General features: G+C 60.9%; 15 protein-coding genes. 11 read left to right on the top strand and 4 right to left on the bottom strand.

All coding sequences use genetic code 11. From position 1 onward, the window contains the following. Positions 1-398: 398 nt before the first annotated feature. On the bottom strand, positions 399-1,607 hold the full coding sequence (locus E7T06_RS01450) for an AI-2E family transporter (protein WP_136364078.1): 1,209 nt from the start codon (positions 1,605-1,607) through the stop codon (positions 399-401). Positions 1,608-1,903: 296 nt separating this feature from the next. Here E7T06_RS01450 and E7T06_RS01445 point away from each other — a divergent pair, with 296 nt between their 5' ends. Together E7T06_RS01445 and E7T06_RS01440 are read left to right on the top strand one after the other, a co-directional pair. Beyond that, complete coding sequence (locus E7T06_RS01445) at positions 1,904-3,439, top strand: sensor domain-containing diguanylate cyclase (RefSeq protein ID WP_136364077.1); 1,536 nt, start codon at positions 1,904-1,906, stop codon at positions 3,437-3,439. 155 nt (positions 3,440-3,594) lie between these two features. Then, positions 3,595-4,638: a zinc-dependent alcohol dehydrogenase family protein gene (locus tag E7T06_RS01440; RefSeq protein WP_136364076.1), complete on the top strand. Its 1,044-nt coding sequence runs from the start codon at positions 3,595-3,597 to the stop codon at positions 4,636-4,638. A gap of 163 nt (positions 4,639-4,801) precedes the next feature. Here the strand turns inward: E7T06_RS01440 and E7T06_RS01435 are convergent, their stop codons facing one another. After that, the gene (locus tag E7T06_RS01435) at positions 4,802-5,785 is read right to left on the bottom strand and encodes an aldo/keto reductase (protein WP_136364075.1); all 984 of its coding nucleotides are present in this window, start codon (positions 5,783-5,785) and stop codon (positions 4,802-4,804) included. 329 nt (positions 5,786-6,114) lie between these two features. On the opposite strand from E7T06_RS01435, the gene E7T06_RS22025 reads away from it, so the two are divergent. Together E7T06_RS22025 and E7T06_RS01430 are read left to right on the top strand one after the other, a co-directional pair. Further along, positions 6,115-6,246, top strand: a complete 132-nt coding sequence (locus E7T06_RS22025; protein ID WP_276605540.1) for a hypothetical protein — start codon at positions 6,115-6,117, stop codon at positions 6,244-6,246. Further along, the gene (locus tag E7T06_RS01430; protein ID WP_168733317.1) at positions 6,243-7,262 is read left to right on the top strand and encodes a Brp/Blh family beta-carotene 15,15'-dioxygenase; all 1,020 of its coding nucleotides are present in this window, start codon (positions 6,243-6,245) and stop codon (positions 7,260-7,262) included. Before E7T06_RS22025 ends, E7T06_RS01430 begins: the two co-directional genes overlap by 4 nt. Positions 7,263-7,287: 25 nt before the next feature. Here the strand turns inward: E7T06_RS01430 and E7T06_RS01425 are convergent, their stop codons facing one another. After that, positions 7,288-8,346, bottom strand: a complete 1,059-nt coding sequence (locus E7T06_RS01425) for an aldo/keto reductase (RefSeq protein ID WP_136364073.1) — start codon at positions 8,344-8,346, stop codon at positions 7,288-7,290. 66 nt (positions 8,347-8,412) lie between these two features. After that, positions 8,413-9,459: an aldo/keto reductase gene (locus tag E7T06_RS01420; protein WP_136364072.1), complete on the bottom strand. Its 1,047-nt coding sequence runs from the start codon at positions 9,457-9,459 to the stop codon at positions 8,413-8,415. A 150-nt stretch (positions 9,460-9,609) separates the two neighbouring features. On the opposite strand from E7T06_RS01420, the gene E7T06_RS01415 reads away from it, so the two are divergent. The 7 genes from E7T06_RS01415 (at position 9,610) to dgoD (ending at position 17,088) form a co-directional block, all read left to right on the top strand. Beyond that, entirely contained in the window at positions 9,610-10,167 is a 558-nt protein-coding gene (locus tag E7T06_RS01415) for a TetR family transcriptional regulator (protein ID WP_136364071.1), read from the top strand. Positions 10,168-10,534: 367 nt separating this feature from the next. Further along, complete coding sequence (locus E7T06_RS01410) at positions 10,535-11,446, top strand: YsnF/AvaK domain-containing protein (protein ID WP_136364070.1); 912 nt, start codon at positions 10,535-10,537, stop codon at positions 11,444-11,446. A 53-nt stretch (positions 11,447-11,499) separates the two neighbouring features. Further along, on the top strand, positions 11,500-11,799 hold the full coding sequence (locus E7T06_RS01405) for a WGxxGxxG family protein (RefSeq protein ID WP_136364069.1): 300 nt from the start codon (positions 11,500-11,502) through the stop codon (positions 11,797-11,799). A 373-nt stretch (positions 11,800-12,172) separates the two neighbouring features. After that, positions 12,173-14,092, top strand: a complete 1,920-nt coding sequence (locus tag E7T06_RS01400) for an NPCBM/NEW2 domain-containing protein (RefSeq protein WP_136364068.1) — start codon at positions 12,173-12,175, stop codon at positions 14,090-14,092. A gap of 240 nt (positions 14,093-14,332) precedes the next feature. Continuing rightward, positions 14,333-15,280 (top strand): sugar kinase, encoded by a 948-nt coding sequence (locus E7T06_RS01395; RefSeq protein WP_240740792.1) that lies wholly within the window; start codon positions 14,333-14,335, stop codon positions 15,278-15,280. Positions 15,281-15,310: 30 nt separating this feature from the next. Further along, entirely contained in the window at positions 15,311-15,943 is a 633-nt protein-coding gene (locus E7T06_RS01390; RefSeq protein ID WP_136364066.1) for a bifunctional 4-hydroxy-2-oxoglutarate aldolase/2-dehydro-3-deoxy-phosphogluconate aldolase, read from the top strand. Continuing rightward, complete coding sequence (dgoD, locus tag E7T06_RS01385; protein WP_136364065.1) at positions 15,940-17,088, top strand: galactonate dehydratase; 1,149 nt, start codon at positions 15,940-15,942, stop codon at positions 17,086-17,088. The genes E7T06_RS01390 and dgoD overlap by 4 nt, the downstream gene beginning before the upstream one ends. Positions 17,089-17,099 lie beyond the last annotated feature (11 nt).

Raw genomic sequence — 17,099 nt, 5'->3', positions numbered from 1 at the left:
CGTGGGTTGGGCGACCTCAGCGATGGACACGGCCTCTGGCTCGTTCGTCAGGCTCAGTCAACGGACTACCAATAAGGCCTCCCCTCTAAGGCGGGGCGTTGCGTCAGCAACGGGGGGGCTACGCTGCCAAATTGCTGAGGCACAGCAAATTTTCTAGGAATACTACGGAATTGAACTGAATGCTTGACAAGGGGCGGGAACGTTTGCCCGGTGGCCCCTCACCCGTTGCTCCGTAACGCCCTCTCCCACAAGGGGCGAGGGGATAAAAATTAGCCAAACGCCGTGTTAATTGCGTACTATTCGGCCGAATCCAAGCACATTCCACAGCAGAATGGACGCCCATACGGACGCCCACCTCTCTGCTCAGTTACCACAATACCTTCTCGACAACGCCTGCTTTAGCGCAGTTGCCCTTCATCTGCCCTGCCCATCTGGTCTGGGGTCAGCACGCTCAGAGGATCGGCGTCGAGTATGTGGGCGGGGCGGCTGATGGCCTGATAGCTGCGGCTGCGGTAGTAGTAGGCGTCTAGCAGAGCTTTGCTAAGGGCGACGAGGGGGACGGCAATCAGCACACCCATGACCCCGAACAGACCGACACCGAAAGTAACAGCCAGCACCACTGCTAGCGAAGACAGATTGGTGTTTTGGCCCACCACCCTAGGTGAAATGACGTGAACCTCCAACTGATCGGAGAGGAGGAAGACAGCGGCCACCAGTAATACCTTGAACCCGCCCAACGGAACGGCCAGCAGCAGCGCGGGAATCAGGGCCACCCAGACGCCCAAGTACGGCACGATATAAAACAGGGCCGCCACAAAGCCGATGCCGAGGGCCGAGGGATGCCCGATGATGCTCAGGCCCGTGCCGACCAGCACGCCAAAGGTGAGGGCCACCACCACTTGACCCCGGAAGTAGCCGCCTACCGCGTGCCCCACATGTCCGCTGACATCGGCGGCTATTGGCTGAAAGCGCTTGGGCAACAGCCGCAGCAAAAATGGCCCGATGTGTGGATAGACCGCCATCATGTAAATGCTGATGACGGCGGCCAAGGCCACTTGCCCAATCACGCCCACTGCGCCCAACAGGCCACCCACCAACACGCCGCTGGGCGAGAAGACTTCTCCCAACACCGCTCCCAGATTGGTCGACAGGTTGTGCGTTATTCCGTTGAGCCAGACTTCGACTTCCTGCTGCACGCCTGCCAACGCCGGACGCTTTTCGGCCAGTTGGCTGAGCCACGCGCTGAAGGTATCGGCCAAACTGGGAAGGGCCTGCACCAGCGCCGACACCTGATTAAAGACGACGCCCAGCAGCGGGCTGATGGCGGTCAGCACGCCCAAGACCGCCAGAATCAGCAGCGTGATTCCAAAAGGCCGCCGGATGCCGTACCGTTCTAAGCGCTGCAAGATCGGCTGAACGAGGTAAGCGATCAGGTAAGCGGCCAGCGTCGCGATGATCACCGTTCTGAGCCGTTGGTACAGCCACAGCAGGACGAACCCGAGCATCACGTAAACGATCAGGCGAAACCAAGCCGATTTCCAGAGCGTGCCGAGGGTGCTGGGTGGAGCGACGGGAACCGGGACAGGGGGCGGAAAAGATGAAGACATGGGAAGTTCCTCTGAGGACGAATGAAGGGGATTGAACGCAACCCTACAATAGAGGAACAGACGGCGCAGGACTGAGGGCAAAAGCGTGTGGCGGGGCGGTAATTATGAACTGGAGCCGCTGCCGTCCCGCTCTGGTGGCCGCTGCCCCGCATTTTTGCGCGGTAGCCCACTTGAGAAGGGTGGAATGTGCCAGCGAATAAGCTGCCGCCCTTGCCCCTCTCTCCATACCCCCTCGTCCGCGCAGTTTGGCCTAAAAACACAGCATTTGGAGACTGGGCCATCTGCCATATTGGGGAATGACCGATCAACAAGCCGCCGAGTGCGCTTGGGCCAGCCGAATGAGCGACCCGGCGGCGGCTTGGGCTTTTGCGGAGTTTACCCCTACAGAACAACCAGTCCAACAGTCGGCACAGGCCTTGGTCTTGCGGGCCTACTTGAATTGGCGTGAGGGGCGCTATCCGGAAGCACTAGAGGACGTCGACGCCGCAGAACCGTCGTTGCGCGAAGCGGGTCAATTGGTCTGGCTGGCACGGGCCGTAAACGTGAAAGGTGCGGTGCTGATGTCCATCGGGCAGGCTCCGCAGGCGTTGGCTCTGTTTCAGGAGCAATTGGCCCTCGCTCAGCAAGCTGGAGACGCTGAAATGGCGGCGCTGGCCCATAACGACATTGGCGTGCAACTGATCTGGGACGATCCAGAGCGGGCGCGGCTGCGCTATCAGATGGCCTTTGATGTGGCCCATGAAGCCGGGCCGGGCCTAGAAGCGACGTTGGGTTTGGCGGCTTTTAATATCAGCGTGGCCGAGCAGGATTTGGGCCACACGGAACGCAGCCAAATCATGCTGGATGTGGCCGAAGAACAGGTCATTGCCGCCCACGCTTGGCCGTATTGGGTGGGCGTGGTGAGTCAACAGGCGTTGCGCTTGGCAGCGGCAGGCGAGGTGAGCGCGGCCCGCACCCGTCTGACCGCTGCGTTGGCCCGCAGCCTCCCCTTAGAAAGTTGCCGTTTTCTGACCTTTCATCTGGCGAAATTGGAAGCACAGCACGGCGATCCCGCGTCCGCACTCGCGCACTTGGATGAGCTGGCAGCGTGGGACACCACCCGCGTAGACATGCTGGACGATGTGTTGCAGGTGCGGGCCTCGGCACAGGCACGGCTGGGCGAGTTTCAGGCGGCCTACCTGACCTTGCTGGACATGGTGGCTGCGGTCAAAACCCGCCACACAGAGGAACTGAGCACCCAACTCAAGGTAGTAGAAACAGTTCACCGCACCGAGGAAACACGCCGGAATATGGAACTGTTGCGCCGCACCATGCACGCGCTAGAGGCCCGGCAAGACGACCTGAAAACGGTCAGCGTGACCGACGAATTGACGGGCCTCAAAAACAGGCGCTATTTCGAGCAATGGTGCGGCGAGAAAGTGGCTTCCGGCTCGCCTCTCACGCTGGCTTTCATCGACATAGACCACTTCAAGCACATCAACGATAGCTTTGGGCACACTGCCGGAGATCAGGTACTCCGGGAACTGGCGGCCCTATTTCTGCGCTACACCGAGCCGGGTGACCTGTTGGCGCGGCTGGGCGGCGATGAATTTGTGGTGGGAAGGCTCCAACAAAATCCGGACAGCTTGGCCGCGACGCTGGAACAGATTCGGGTGGCCTGTGAAGCGCAGTGGGCGGCCAGCCCCCTCCGGGTCACGGTCAGCGCCGGAGTGACTTCTGTGCGGGGCGCGCTCAGCGACGGCCTGCGCCAAGCTGACCTGAGCATGTACACCGCCAAACGCGCCGGACGTAACCGCGTCTCGGTGTTCGATCCGGCTGTGGACGGCTATTAGGGTGTGTTTCAGAGGTTCTGAGTTGTTAAAAAGTCGAACACAGGGCTATTCAATCTGAGCAGGGTTAATTTGGTCAGGGGGCAACCGTACCCGATTGGCCTCAAGGCACTGCCAACCCTGCCCGCCCGCTAGAGTCTGCCTATGAGAGTCTGCACATGAAAGCCGTCATGTATACCGCGTTTGGCGAGCGGCCTGAACTCGTGACTGTGCCCGATCCTGTTCCCGCCCCCGATGGTGTGGTGGTGCAGGTGGGGGCCACAGGCGTGTGCCGCAGCGATTGGCACGGCTGGATGGGTCACGACCCCGATATTGCCTTGCCCCATATTCCGGGTCACGAACTCGCCGGAACGGTGGTGGCGGTGGGCGCACAGGTGCAGCAGTGGCGGGCCGGAGACCGCGTGACCTTACCATTTGTCTGCGGCTGCGGGCGCTGTTCTCAGTGTCAGGCGGGGCATCAGCAGGTGTGCGAGCGGCAATTTCAGCCCGGATTCACGCATTGGGGATCGTTTGCCGAATACGTGGCGCTCGGGTTTGCCGATCAAAATCTGGTGCGCCTACCGGGCAGCATGGACTTTGTGACCGCTGCCAGCCTCGGCTGCCGCTTTGCCACCTCTTTTCGGGCGGTGGTGCAGCAGGGCCGGGTGCGCGGCGGCGAATGGGTGGCCGTGCATGGCTGCGGCGGCATAGGCTTGTCGGCCATCATGATTGCCAAAGCGCACGGAGCCAGCGTCATTGCCATCGATATAGACGATGCCAAGCTAGACTTCGCCCGCCAACTGGGTGCCGATCAGACCGTCAACAGTCGCACTCTTCCGGACGTGGTGACCGCCGTGCGCGAACTCTCTGGGGGCGGCGTGCATCTTTCCCTCGATGCGCTGGGGCACCCGCAGACGTGTTTCAATTCGGTGCAAAACCTGCGAACGCGGGGGCGGCATGTGCAAGTGGGCCTGTTGCTGGCCGATCAACGCCACCCCGCTGTGCCAATGGACGCCGTAATTTCGCGCGAACTCGAAATCTACGGCAGTCACGGCCTCGCCGCCCACGCCTACCCGGAGATGCTGAGAATGATCGAAGGCGGCCTGCTGAAGCCAGATCGACTGATCGGCAACCGCATTTCGCTGGCCGAGTCTATTGACGCACTGATAAACATGAACCAGTTCGCAGGGCTAGGAATGACGGTGGTGGACAGCTTCGTGTGAAATCTGTTCTGCTCAGACTCTCAGAGAATGTGCGAATAATACGAGTTTAAAAAGAGTCCCGAACAAGAAGTTCTTGCCCTCTCCACCTGCGGGACTCGCAACGCCCTCTCCTACAAGGGCAGAGGGATAAAGAATTGAACGCTGCAATACATTTAAAATCCCCTCACCACAGCGGGTGAACTTGTGCGCGAATCAGGTCGTCGTACACGGCCTGCACGCCCTGCATCTGCTCTTCGGTCAGGGGCGGAAGCGCTGCCGCTGCCGTATTGTCGGCCACCTGCTGGGGCGTTTTGGCTCCGGGGATGGCGCAACTGACTTCCGGAAACATCAAAATCCAGCGCAGGGCAAATTGGGCTAACGTCGCGCCCTGCGGCACCAGCGGGCGCAACCGCTCCACCGCCTCCAGCCCCGTGTCGTAGTCCACGCCCGAAAAGGTCTCGCCCCGGTCAAAGGCCTCGCCGTGACGGTTGAAGCGGCGGTGATCGTCTTCGGCAAAGGCGGTGTCGCGCCTTAGCTTGCCGCTGAGCAGGCCACTGGCGAGCGGCACCCGCGCGATGATGCCCACGTCATGCTCCCGCGCCGCTGCAAACAATTCCTCGGCAGGCTTGAGCCGGAAGGCGTTGAAGATGATCTGCACCGTCGCCACATGGGGATGCTGAATGGCCGTCAGGGCTTCTTGCACCGTTTCCACACTTACGCCGTACGCCCGCAGCAGGCCGCCCTGCACCATCTCATCAAGCGCGGCGTACACGTCATCCCGCTCATACACTTCACTCGGCGGGCAGTGCAGCTGCAGCAGATCCAGCGTTTCCACCCCCAGATTATTCAGGCTCCGTTCTACAAAAGCCCGCAAGTTCTGGCGGGTGTAGCCCGCGGCGGTGTGTGGGTCAAGGCGGCGGCCCGCTTTGGTGGCTACCACAAATGGCTCGGATCGCTCGCGGCGCAGGCGGGCCAGCAGTTTTTCGCTGTGGCCGTCGCCGTACACGTCCGCCGTATCAAAAAAATTGACGCCGAGATCGAGGGCGCGGTGCAGCGCGGTCAGGCTGGTGGCGTCGTCTACCGCGCCCCACGTGCCGCCGATGGCCCAAGCGCCGAAACCGATGGGGGAGACGAGGTGCCCCGTTTTGCCAAGTCGTCTGGGTTCCATTGTTGCTCCTGTACAGGCTAGAAATCCTGTGTGGGTTGAAGTTAAGGTGAACGTTCGAACCGGGAATGCTGTGTCCGACAAGTTTGAGGCCACCATAGCGTGCTGCCCGCCTCCCCAAAGACTTTCTGAAGCAGAGCCAAAGCCCGTTTGAGCGCCGCCCCAAACTGACCGCGCCAACTGTATGAACTGCTGAAGCGGGCTTCTGAGGCTTTGATTAGGGTAGGCGCAAGAAACCGAGCAACCATCCGGCAAGCGGCCTTGACACATGTGGGGCTTCCCTGTTCGTGGTGTGGGCAAACAACGATTGCTGAACGGCTTTCAGGAGGAGCGTGACCGTTTTGATCCTATCCACAGTGCTGCTTTCGCCCTCGCGGCTGTCCTCTCCTGTCGCCGCCGCCAGTGTTCAGCCTGCCCACGCCCCGTCCACCCCCGCTCAGGTTGCCCAAGCTCAGGCCGCATGAAGTGGACTTCTGATCGTGCGGCGGTGAGGTTGTGGCCCCAGTCCCTCCGCACCGCTCCCCTTCCCCTTACTCTGATTCCGTGGAGCAGCATGGCGCTGCTGCTGGTGCTGTGGCTGCTGTTTCCGCAGTCGCTCACCCGCCTGATGTATTTGCCTCTGCTGGTCAGTACGGTGCTGCTGGGCATTCCGCACGGGGCGCTAGACCACCTGATTCCTACCCGGTTGGGCTGGCGCTGGGGGCAACGGCTGGGCGCGGTGGCGCTGTATATCGCGGCCTACGCGCTGTTGGCGGCCCTTACGTTGGGCCTGTGGTGGCTGCTGCCCCGCGCCGCTTTCTGGGGATTCGTGCTGCTGTCGTGCCTGCATTGGGGCCACGGCGATCTGCATTACCTCGAAACGGTGCAGGGCCGCCGCCGCTGGCTGGGGCGCTGGAGCGCGGCTGTGACGCTGTTGGCACGGGGAAGCCTGCCCATTCTGGTGCCGCTGTTGGCCTTTCCGGAATGGTTCGGGCGCTTGGCGTCGGGCGTGGCGCAGGCTTTTGGGCAGGCGGAAGCCACCCTAACGGTCACGGCTCCGCTGTTGTCGCCCACCGTCTTCACCGGGTTGGCGGTGGCGGTGGGCGTCATCCTGCTGGCATATGTGGCCGATACGGTGCGTTCCAGCCGAGTCCCCATGACCGAGTTGGCCGAAACGGGGCTGCTCCTCTTGACCTTTTTAGTGGTACCCGCGCCGCTGTCTATCGGCATTTATTTTACGCTCTGGCACGCTTGGAGGCATCTGGGGCGGTTGCTGGGCCTTCAACCTGTGGCCGCACGCCCGCTGGTACGCCTTGGCCGCGACTTACTGCCCATTTCGCTGATCGCCCTCGCTCTGCTGGGCGGCCTGTACCTGTGGGCAGCTCCGCAAGTAGACAATCTGGAAACCTTCGCCGCGCTGTATCTGGCCCTAATAGCTGCGCTGACGCTGCCGCACGCTCTGTTGGTGGCCGTGATGGACGTGAAGCGCAGCCCCGGCTAAGCGTCGAAGTGGTGCCAAACGAATCTCAGTCTTCCCAACCCTGTACCGAAGCCCCGCCAAACACGGCGTTTTTCAGCATTTTGGTCATTCCGTGCGCCGGGTCAAGCACGCTGCGGTCATGCAGGCGCTTCAGGTGGTCGGGCGTCAGGTGCAGATCAAGTGCCTTGAAACTGTCGTGCAACTGCTCTAGTTTGCTGGCCCCCACGATGGGCGCAGACACGCCGGGTTGCGCCAAGACCCAAGCGAGGGCCACCTGCGCAGGCGGGCACTCGACTTCGGCAGCTATTTCGCGCACGGCGTCCAGCACTTGCCAGTTGTGCTCGGTGAACTTGGTATCGCCAAAGGGGTTGGGGCCGCTGAGCCGCCCTGTCTTGTCTCCCGCTGCGGCACTGGCCCCCGCCGATTCGCGGGTGTATTTGCCACTTAAAAAGCCCGCCCCCAACGGACTCCAAGGCGTAATGCCAATGCCACACGCTTTGGCGGCGGGGACATATTCCTGCTCGATCCCGCGTTCTACGAGGGAATACTGCGCTTGCAAGGCCACTGGGCCGGGGAGTCCATTCTCGGCGGCCAGTGTGGCGGCGCGGGCCAAATACCACGCGGGCACGTTGGAAAAGCCGTAATACCGGATCGTTCCCGCACGCACAAGGTCGCTGAGCGACTGCACCACTTCTTCTGCGGGCGTCACGGCGTCCCAAGCGTGCATCCAGTAGAGGTCGATGTAGTCGGTGTTCAGGCGGCGCAGCGAACCTTCCAGCGCCCGGTGCATGTTTTTGCGCCCATTGCCGCTGGCATTCGGATTGCCGCGCACCGCCCCGAAGGTAAATTTGGTGGCGAGCACCAATTGGTTTCTCAGCTTTCGGGCCGCCGTGTATTGGCCCACCAATTCCTCGCTGCGCCCGCCCGAATACACATCGGCGGTGTCTATAAAGTTGCCACCTGCATCTACGTACTCGTTAAAAATGCTCTCCGACACGTCATCGGTAGACCCCCAGCGCGGCGTGCCGAAGGTCATGGTGCCAAGGGAGAGCGGGCTGACGATCAGACCTGAACGGCCAAGAGTACGGAAATCGGTGAGCTTCATAGGTTCTCCTGCGGGGACATGGGGCCAAGCTTGGGGCGAAAGTGCTGAAGAGGCAATGGCTTGGGCCTACGCCGGACGGCCCGCATCGGCCAACTGCTGTGCCCGCGCCCCGCTCCACATGTCCAGCATCCAGCCGGGATATTCGGCGGGCAGCGCACTGACTTCACTCAAGCGCCGAAGCTCATCTGCGGAGAGTGTCACATCTACAGCGCCCAGATTGTCGTTCAACTGTTCCAGTTTGCGGGTGCCCAGCAGCACACTCGTAACGTGGGGTTGGTGCAGCAGCCAGGCAATCGCCAGTTGCGCGACTGTCGCGTCCTTCTGCTCGGCCAACTCCTGAAGCACGTCTATGACGGAGTAAGCCCGGTTCATGTCGACAGGCGGAAAAGCCATCGCGCCGCGCCGCGTGCCTGCCCCCGCGTCCTGAGTCCGGTTGACTTTGCCGCTGAGCAAACCGCCCGCCAAAGGACTCCAGACCAGCAGACCCAAGCCTTCGCTCTGAGCCATCGGCGCAATTTCGCGTTCCAGATCACGGGCCGCCAACGTGTAATAGGCCTGAAGTGAAGCAAATTTGGTCAGGTGGTGCAGCGCCGAGACGCCGAGAGCCTTGCTGATTTGCCACGCAGCCCAGTTCGACACGCCGATATAGCGCACCACCCCTTGCCTGACCAGATCGTTCAACGCAGTCAGGGTTTCTTCTATGGGCGTGGCCGGGTCAAAACCGTGGAGCTGATAGAGATCGATGTGATCGAGTTGCAGCCGTTCGAGGCTGGCGTGGGCGGCGTCCAGAATGTGCCCGCGCGACGAACCGCGAGCGTTCGGGCCAGTGCCCACATCGCCAAACACTTTGGTAGCCACCACGATCTCATCCCGCCGGACGCCGAGGTTTTTGAGGGCTTGTCCTGTGATGCGCTCGGAGTCGCCGCCCGAATAGGTGTCGGCGGTGTCTATCAAATTGACGCCTGCTTCGATGGCGCGGGCCAACAACGCATCGGCCTCAGCCTGCTCGACTTTGCCCATCGCCGCAAATGGGCCGCTGGCCCCGAAGGTCATGGTGCCGAAGGCCAGTTCTGAAACGAAAAGTCCGGTGTTGCCCAGTTTGTTGTAACGCATAAGTGGTGCCTCCAAAGCGGTGTGGGACGGCGGCTGAACTGCTTCAGCATCCTGAGAATCCTTGTATGCAACCAACTGGTTGCTTGGTAAATGCATTACAGCAGGCCTGCCCCAAGAAGTCAAGCAACCAGTTGGTTGTATGCTCTGGGTGTGAAGAGAGACGCTCAGGCTACACGGCAACGGATTTTGGAGGCAGCTACCGCTGAATTTGCCCGCTACGGCATTGCGGGTGCACGCATAGACCGGATTGCGGAAACTTCGGGCAGCAATAAAGCCATGATCTACGCCTATTACCACAGCAAAGACCAGTTGTTTGACGCCGTATTCGACGCCCTCATCGTTCGCAATATGGACGACGTTCCGGTGGACGTGCAGGACCTCGCAGAGTACGCTGCCCGGCTGTTCGATCAGTTTCAAAAGTATCCCGAAGTCTCCCGGATAGGGGCGTGGGACGGCTTAGAACGTGGCGCGGTAGGCATGAAGATTGAGGCGGTGATCGAGGCCAACCGTCATAAAGTGGCTGAAATTCGTAAGGCACAGGAGGCGGGCGTGCTGAGTGCCACCTTTCCGCCCAATATCCTGCTCGATCTGGTCATTGCCCTGACGCAAACCCGGCCCCTGCTGATGGACGGATCGGAACAAGAAACGGACGATGCTCAACGCAGACAAGCCATCAAGGACGCGGTGAATGCGCTGTTGCGGCAATAGGTTCAGTGCTTTCTCGACCATCGCTGTTGAATCGTTTTCAGAGCGGTATTCACATCACTCCCGTAGGTAGCATTCGCGCGCCCATTGGGTTAATCGTCTACATCACAAGTCATCTGAGGCACGCAGAAGTCTCTCGACAGTATAGCTAAAGCTTCCTCAGGTTTAATCCGAGCTTTAGCTTACGCATCTCCTGTTAATTATATGTTTAAGTCCACCGCTTTAAATTGATTGCTACTGGCAGAGGATGTCCATAAAACTAAATATCCTATGGTCTAAAAATAAATGGGTCTGAATCTGTTCTCAGGGATAGACGGCGACGCTGAATGTCACCATTCACAACGTACGTCTTCACCCTCAAGGAGCCAATATGACCCATTTACATAGACTTTCCCAGATTTCCAACGAGCACAGCGCCGACTTTCAAGATGCAGGCATGTACAGTCCAGTAGGCTCGACTGCCTATTTGTCTGGCAAGCAGCAGTTGGGCATGGTGCGTGACGCCCTTGTGGACGACGATTACGGCAAACTCCGTTACTTGATCGTGGATCAGGATGGTGGCGACCTGAACGGCGCAGTCCTGCTGCCCATCGGCCTCGCCCGTTTTGAAGACGACGGTGTGTACTTCGATGATCTGACCACTACCCAGCTGACCTCACTGCACCGCTACAGCGACGACGAAGATTACACCTTCGACGACCAGAACAGTGACGAGCGCGTGCTTCGCGGAGCCGACCTGGGTGCAGTGGCCCAAACGACGGCAACGCAGACGACGGCAACCGAGGCAATGGCTGTGCCAGCTACAGCAACGGCCACCGCCGCGCAGTCTTACGACTACCGTGACCAAGACACCAGCGACAAGATGTTTAAAGCGCCCGAGCGCCTGCAACTGCTGGAAGAGCGCCTCTCCGTAAACAAAGAGAAGTACCTTGCAGGCAGCGTGCAGGTCACCAAGCACGTCGAAACCCGTGAGGAAAAAGTGCAAGTGCCCGTGATGCGGGAAGAAGTAATCATTGAGCGCCACGCCGTCACCGATTCGCGCCCCGTGGAAGGCCAGGTGCAGTTGGGCAGCGGCAGCGAAACGCTCCGGGTAGACGTAGAGGCCGAACGCGCCAACGTGAGCAAGGAAGCCTTCGTGACCGAAGAAGTGGAAATTGGTAAGCGGGTCGTGACCACGCAGGAACAAGTAACGGGCACGGTAGGCCGCGAAGTCTTGGACGTGAATCAAACGGGTGACGCCCGCATTACTGACGAGACCGAAGACCAGCAGAACAAGCGTTAAGCCCGCTGAATCGCCCACTTCCCCTCTCCCATCTATGTTCTCCGGAGGATCATATGTCTCTAAATAAAAAGCACTTGCTGTTGGCCCTGACTTTGGCTCTCGCGCCCCTGCCTGCCAGCGCACAAACCGAAAGCACCGATACGTCTACGACAACCACCGATACTGCGGCGGCCACCGGGACAGATACCACCGTTCAGACAACCAATAACAATGACAACGGTTTCGATTGGAACTGGCTTGGCCTGCTCGGTCTATTGGGCTTGGCTGGCTTGTCGGGACGGCGTGAAACTGTGGCCCCTGCCCGCACCGAAGTTCGTCTAGGCGGCCCCACTGACGGCCCCCGCCCCAGCTGATCAACTGAGCCGATCAACATAGCTCATCAACTTTCAATCTTAAGAAGTCAGTTCTGGATGTCAGGGCTGGCTTCTTGCGTTGGGTGGTGAATGGGAGCCACTGTTCATGAAGACCCCCTTCCGCAATCGCAACTAAAAACCGAGTGCTACGGCCTTGCCTGCGCTTGGAGACGGCAATCCTTTCAACCCGACGTGTTTCAGAGCTGACCTGACTTTGGCTTAATTTGACCCCGTGCATCACTTTCTGAGTGGCTTCTGACCCGCTTCACACCAGCACTGAACCGGGGCTTTCTAGACTGCCCTCTCCCGGTCTCGCCGCACCTTTGGCCCTGAAATTTCGGCACTTTCTTCGGGACTCACTTGGAGGTTTCCGATGGCCCTGCACCGCCCGTTCCGTTTTTCCCGCCATGCTCAAAGTCTGTTGTTGGTCACGGGTCTGCTGTTGACGGCCTGTTCGCAGCAGACCAACCAGATAGACGCCGGTCAAACAGTCCCCTCCCCCGACGCCACCGATCCCTACGCAGACGGTATAGACCACAGTTGGACGGACTCGCAACCGCTGCTTCAAGGCTTGGGCATCGGCAACGGCAACAACGATCTGTCGGCGCTGAATTGGACTTCGGCCAGCAACGGCTGGGGGCCGGTAGAACGTGACCGCAGCAACGGCGAAACGGCGGCGGGCGATGGGCGTGCCCTGACCATCAACGGCAAAGTGTATGTCAAAGGCTTGGGCGTGCATTCGGTGTCCAGCATCGCCTACGCGCTGGGCGGCCAATGCTCTACCTTCACTGCCGATGTGGGCCTAGACGATGAAATAGACCAGCAAACACGCGGCTCGGTAGTGTTTCAGGTCTTCGCAGACGGAGCCAAACTGTTCGATTCTGGCAAGATGACGGGCAGTAGCACCGTGAAGAACGTGAATGTGAGCGTGGCGGGCAAGAGCGAACTCAAATTGGTGGTGACGGACGCTGGAGACGGGAAATCGTATGACCATGCAGACTGGGCCGCTCCCCGCCTGACGTGCAGTGTGACCAACGCTGGCCCGCCGCCTGCTGCCAGCATAAACGTCACGGTAGACGTGCCTGCCAGCCTCCGCGCTGCGCCTTTCAATGTGGCCCGCACGCTGAAAGTGCCCCCCAATTTCAAGATTTCGGTGTACACCCGGATAGACAAGGCGCGGTTTATGCTGCCGCTGCCGGGCGGCGACCTGCTGGTGTCTCAGCCAAGCACGGGCAAAGTGTTGTTGGTGCGCCCAGACGCAGGCGGCGTTGGCGTGGTCAGCGAGTTTGCCAGCGGCCTCACCTCTCCTCACGACCTCGTGCTGGACGCTCAGGGCGGCGTGAACTATCTGTATTTGGCCGAGAGCAACAAAATCTCGCGCTCGGTGTACGTGGCGGGCGACAGCTCCCGGCGCAGTGCCACCGCCATCATCAGCGGCCTCCCCGACGGCAGCACGCCGGAACTTCAGGGCACTTATTCGCACGCCCTCAAAAACATCGCCATAGACAGCAATCACAAGCTGTATGTATCCGTTGCTTCAGCCACCAATGCCAGCCCCAGCGACGTGACGGCCAGCTTCAAACGCGCAGCTATCTACGTGTACAACGCCGATGGCAGCGGCGGCAGACTGTTTGCACAGGGCATCCGTAACGCCGAGGGGCTGGCCGTGGTTCCGGGCACCACTACGCTGTGGGTGGCCGTGAATAACCGCGACAATATCGCCTATCCTTTCCATAACGACTGGCAAAACGATGGCAGCGGCGACGATTACGGCAAAGTGATTCAGTCCTACGTAGACAACCACCCGCCCGAGGAATTTACCAGCGTGCGCGACGGCGGTAACTACGGCTGGCCCTACTGCAATCCCAACCCCGATGCGGGCTTAGATCTGATGCCCTTTGACCGCGACGTGCAAAATAACGCCGATGGAAGCAAGCTGAATTGCGGCACAATTGACCGCATCAGCAAAGGCATTCAGGCGCATTCCGCCCCGCTGGGCCTGACGTTCCTGCAAGGCTCCAACGTGCCCGCCGCCTACCGCAACGGCGCAGTCATCGGGCTGCACGGCTGCTGGAATTGCTCAGCGTTCGTGGGCCATAAAGTCGTGTATTTTCCGTGGACAGCGCAGGGCACGGCGGGTACCGAACAGGATTTGGTGTCGGGCTGGGTCACGAACGCGGCCAGCAAAGTCCGTTGGGGCCGCCCGGTAGACGCCGTACCGGACGCGGCAGGCAACATCCTGATTTCCGACGACTACGCCAACGCCATCTATAAACTGAGTCCGACGCCCTAGGTTTGGAAGGCATTGGAGAGGGCAGCGGAGAGCAATTCCAGCCTGCACCTCTCCACTCCCATTGTTAACTCGCCTCCCGTGACCTAGAGTAAAAGCGTCCTCCAACCCGTTCCATTCTGGCCCTGCTCAAAGGATGCCCTTGACTGCTCGTATCCACTGTTCCGCATGCCCCAGCTTTGGCCCGACTTCACCGCGTACCAGTTGGCGGATGCTGCCTGATAGTCGCCTCTGGCGGCCCGCTTGAGCGGTGTCCTGACTTACGGCGAAGCCCTGCTGAAGCTGGCGCTGCCGCCTGCACAACGGTTGGAAGGGCTGGGCACGCTACGGGCCGAATGTGCTGGGTCAGAACTGAACGTCGCAGCGGCTCTAGCTATGCTGGGCCGTCCTGCCGCTTGGGTCAGCGCCCTGCCCGCTGGCCCGCTGGGAACTTGGGTGAAAGAGCAAGTTCATGCCCTGCGCGTCACTGATCTCAGCGTCATTCGGGCGGGGCGGCTGGGAACGTTTTATCTGGAAGACCACCATTCGCCGCGTTCCAGCCGCGTCATCTATGACCGGGCGGGCAGTGCGTTTACCGCGCTCATTGCCCCCGACTTTGCACCGGCTTGGCTGGCTGGACGCGCCGCCCTCCATCTCAGCGGCATCAGCTTGGTGCTGGCAGAAGGCCCACGCGCCCTTGCTGTGGCCCTCATTCAGCACGCCAAATCAGCGGGCCTGCTCATCAGCTTTGACGTGAATCACCGCCGTCTGCTGCTGCCTGAAGCCGAAGCGCCCGCTGCCTACCGTGCCGCAATGGAGCAGGCCGATCTGATTTTCGTGGCCCAGCGGGATACCGCCATGCTGGGCGGCTTGCACGGTCTCCGCGCCCTCAATCCTGCTGCTCTGATCGTGCAGACACTCGGCGCGGCAGGCAGTCAAGTGCTTCTGCCTAGTGGAGAAACCGTGACCCAGACAGCTTTGCCAACGCAGGGGCCGGGCCGCATCGGACGCGGCGACGCCTTTGCCGCTGGCTTCCTGCACGCCCACCTGAACGGCGAATCCCCGGCCCGTAGTCTCGCTTTTGCCAGTGCTTGCGCGGCCCTTAAAACCACGACTCCCGGCGACCAGTTGCAGGCCACCGAAGCCGAAGTCTGGGCCGTGCTGGACACTGCAAGCGCATTTGCATACAGCCGGGGCGAGCCGCTCCGATAATGGCCCTCTTGACTCCCTTTGGAACTCCCCATGACTGATCTACTGTCTCACCTGCGCCGCGCCCGCATCCTCGCCATCTTGCGCGGCGTGCCGCCTCAGCACGTGCCCAAACTGATAGAAACCCTGTTGGGCGCGGGCATAGAGCTGTTTGAAGTGGCCCTCAGCGACGACCTCGGTTTGCCGGGACTGCGGGCCGCGCACGCTGCTTTTGGGTCAGATGTACCGCTTGGAGCGGGAACGGTGATCACACCCGAACTGGCGCGGCAAGCCCAGCAAGCCGGGGCTACTTTCCTCGTCACGCCTCACCCGGTGCCGGAAGTCAACGCCTACGCCCGCGCACACGGCTTGGGGTTGCTGGGCGGCGCGTTCAGCCCCGGCGAAATTTACGCTGCATTTCAGGGGGGCTGTGCGGCGGTTAAGGTGTTCCCGGCAGGCGTGCTGGGGCCAGACTATTTCCGGCAGTTGCGCGGGCCGTATCCAGACTTGCCGTTGCTGGCGGTGGGCGGCGTGGATGCGGGCAATCTCCGCGCCTACTTAGACGCCGGAGCGGTGGGCGCAGGCATCGGCGGCGCACTGACCCGCGCCGACTGGAGTAACCCCGATTGGGCCGCGCTGGGCCGCACGGCAGCCGATATCCGGGCACAGGCGGGAGAACCCCTATGAAGATCACCCACCTCGAGACGTTTTTGGTGCCTCCGCGCTGGCTGTTCCTGAAACTGGAGACCGATGAGGGCGTGGTGGGCTGGGGCGAACCCGTCGTGGAAGGCCGCGCCCATACCGTGCAGGCCGCCGTTCACGAGCTGGCCGATGTGCTGATCGGCGCTGATCCGGCCCGGATCGAAGACCTCTGGCAAGTGATGTACCGCAGCGGGTTTTACCGGGGCGGCGCGGTGTTTATGAGCGCCATTGCCGGGATAGATCAGGCGCTGTGGGACATCAAGGGCAAGACGCTGGACACGCCGGTGCATAACCTGTTGGGCGGCGCCTGCCGCGAGCGTATCCGGGTATATTCGTGGATCGGTGGAGACCGCCCCGCCGAAGTGGGCAACGCAGCGCGGCTGGCGCAGGCCGCAGGCTTTACCGCCATCAAGATGAACGCCACCGAAGAACTGCAATACGTGGACTCTGCACACAAAGTAGACCAAGTGCTGGAGCGCGTGCAGGCCGTCCGCGACGCCACCTCTTCCGACTTTGGCATTGCCGTGGATTTTCATGGCCGCGTTCACCGCCCGATGGCGAAAGTGCTGGTGCGCGAGCTCGAGCCGATGCGCCTGCTGTTTATCGAAGAACCGGTGCTGAGCGAGAACATTGAGGCCCTGCGCGATGTGTGCCGCCTCACGAGTACGCCGATTGCCCTCGGAGAGCGGCTGTATTCCCGCTGGGACTTCAAACAGATTTTGCAAGAAGGGCTGGCCGACATTATTCAGCCTGACCTCTCGCACGCGGGAGGCATCACCGAATGCCGCAAAATCGCGTCGATGGCCGAAGCCTACGATGTGGCGCTGGCCCCGCATTGCCCGCTGGGGCCAATTGCGCTGGCTGCCTGCTTGCAACTGGACGCCGTATCGCACAACGCCTTTATTCAGGAGCAGAGTTTGGGCATCCACTACAACGCCGGAAACGATCTGTTGGACTACCTGACCGATCCGTTGGTGTTCGAGTACGCCGCCGGAATGGTGAATATTCCGCAGGGGCCGGGGTTGGGCATACAGGTGAACGAGGACTATGTGCGCGAAATGGCCGCGATAGGCCACCGCTGGAGAAACCCCGTGTGGCGGCATCCTGACGGCAGTGTGGCCGAGTGGTAAAAGAAGTTCGA

The organism is Deinococcus sp. Arct2-2 (genome assembly GCF_004801315.1).
Taxonomy (GTDB): domain Bacteria; phylum Deinococcota; class Deinococci; order Deinococcales; family Deinococcaceae; genus Deinococcus.
This window is presented reverse-complemented; position numbering and strand designations above follow the sequence as displayed.

What these genes read in the sequence shown, in the direction of transcription:
- E7T06_RS01450 (WP_136364078.1), bottom strand. Translation starts at nt 1,607, where the DNA reads ATGTCTTCATCTTTTCCGCCCCCTGTCCCGGTTCCCGTCGCTCCACCC.
- E7T06_RS01445 (WP_136364077.1), top strand. Translation starts at nt 1,904, where the DNA reads ATGACCGATCAACAAGCCGCCGAGTGCGCTTGGGCCAGCCGAATGAGC.
- E7T06_RS01440 (WP_136364076.1), top strand. Translation starts at nt 3,595, where the DNA reads ATGAAAGCCGTCATGTATACCGCGTTTGGCGAGCGGCCTGAACTCGTG.
- E7T06_RS01435 (WP_136364075.1), bottom strand. Translation starts at nt 5,785, where the DNA reads ATGGAACCCAGACGACTTGGCAAAACGGGGCACCTCGTCTCCCCCATC.
- E7T06_RS01430 (WP_168733317.1), top strand. Translation starts at nt 6,243, where the DNA reads ATGAAGTGGACTTCTGATCGTGCGGCGGTGAGGTTGTGGCCCCAGTCC.
- E7T06_RS01425 (WP_136364073.1), bottom strand. Translation starts at nt 8,346, where the DNA reads ATGAAGCTCACCGATTTCCGTACTCTTGGCCGTTCAGGTCTGATCGTC.
- E7T06_RS01420 (WP_136364072.1), bottom strand. Translation starts at nt 9,459, where the DNA reads ATGCGTTACAACAAACTGGGCAACACCGGACTTTTCGTTTCAGAACTG.
- E7T06_RS01410 (WP_136364070.1), top strand. Translation starts at nt 10,535, where the DNA reads ATGACCCATTTACATAGACTTTCCCAGATTTCCAACGAGCACAGCGCC.
- E7T06_RS01405 (WP_136364069.1), top strand. Translation starts at nt 11,500, where the DNA reads ATGTCTCTAAATAAAAAGCACTTGCTGTTGGCCCTGACTTTGGCTCTC.
- E7T06_RS01400 (WP_136364068.1), top strand. Translation starts at nt 12,173, where the DNA reads ATGGCCCTGCACCGCCCGTTCCGTTTTTCCCGCCATGCTCAAAGTCTG.
- E7T06_RS01390 (WP_136364066.1), top strand. Translation starts at nt 15,311, where the DNA reads ATGACTGATCTACTGTCTCACCTGCGCCGCGCCCGCATCCTCGCCATC.
- dgoD (WP_136364065.1), top strand. Translation starts at nt 15,940, where the DNA reads ATGAAGATCACCCACCTCGAGACGTTTTTGGTGCCTCCGCGCTGGCTG.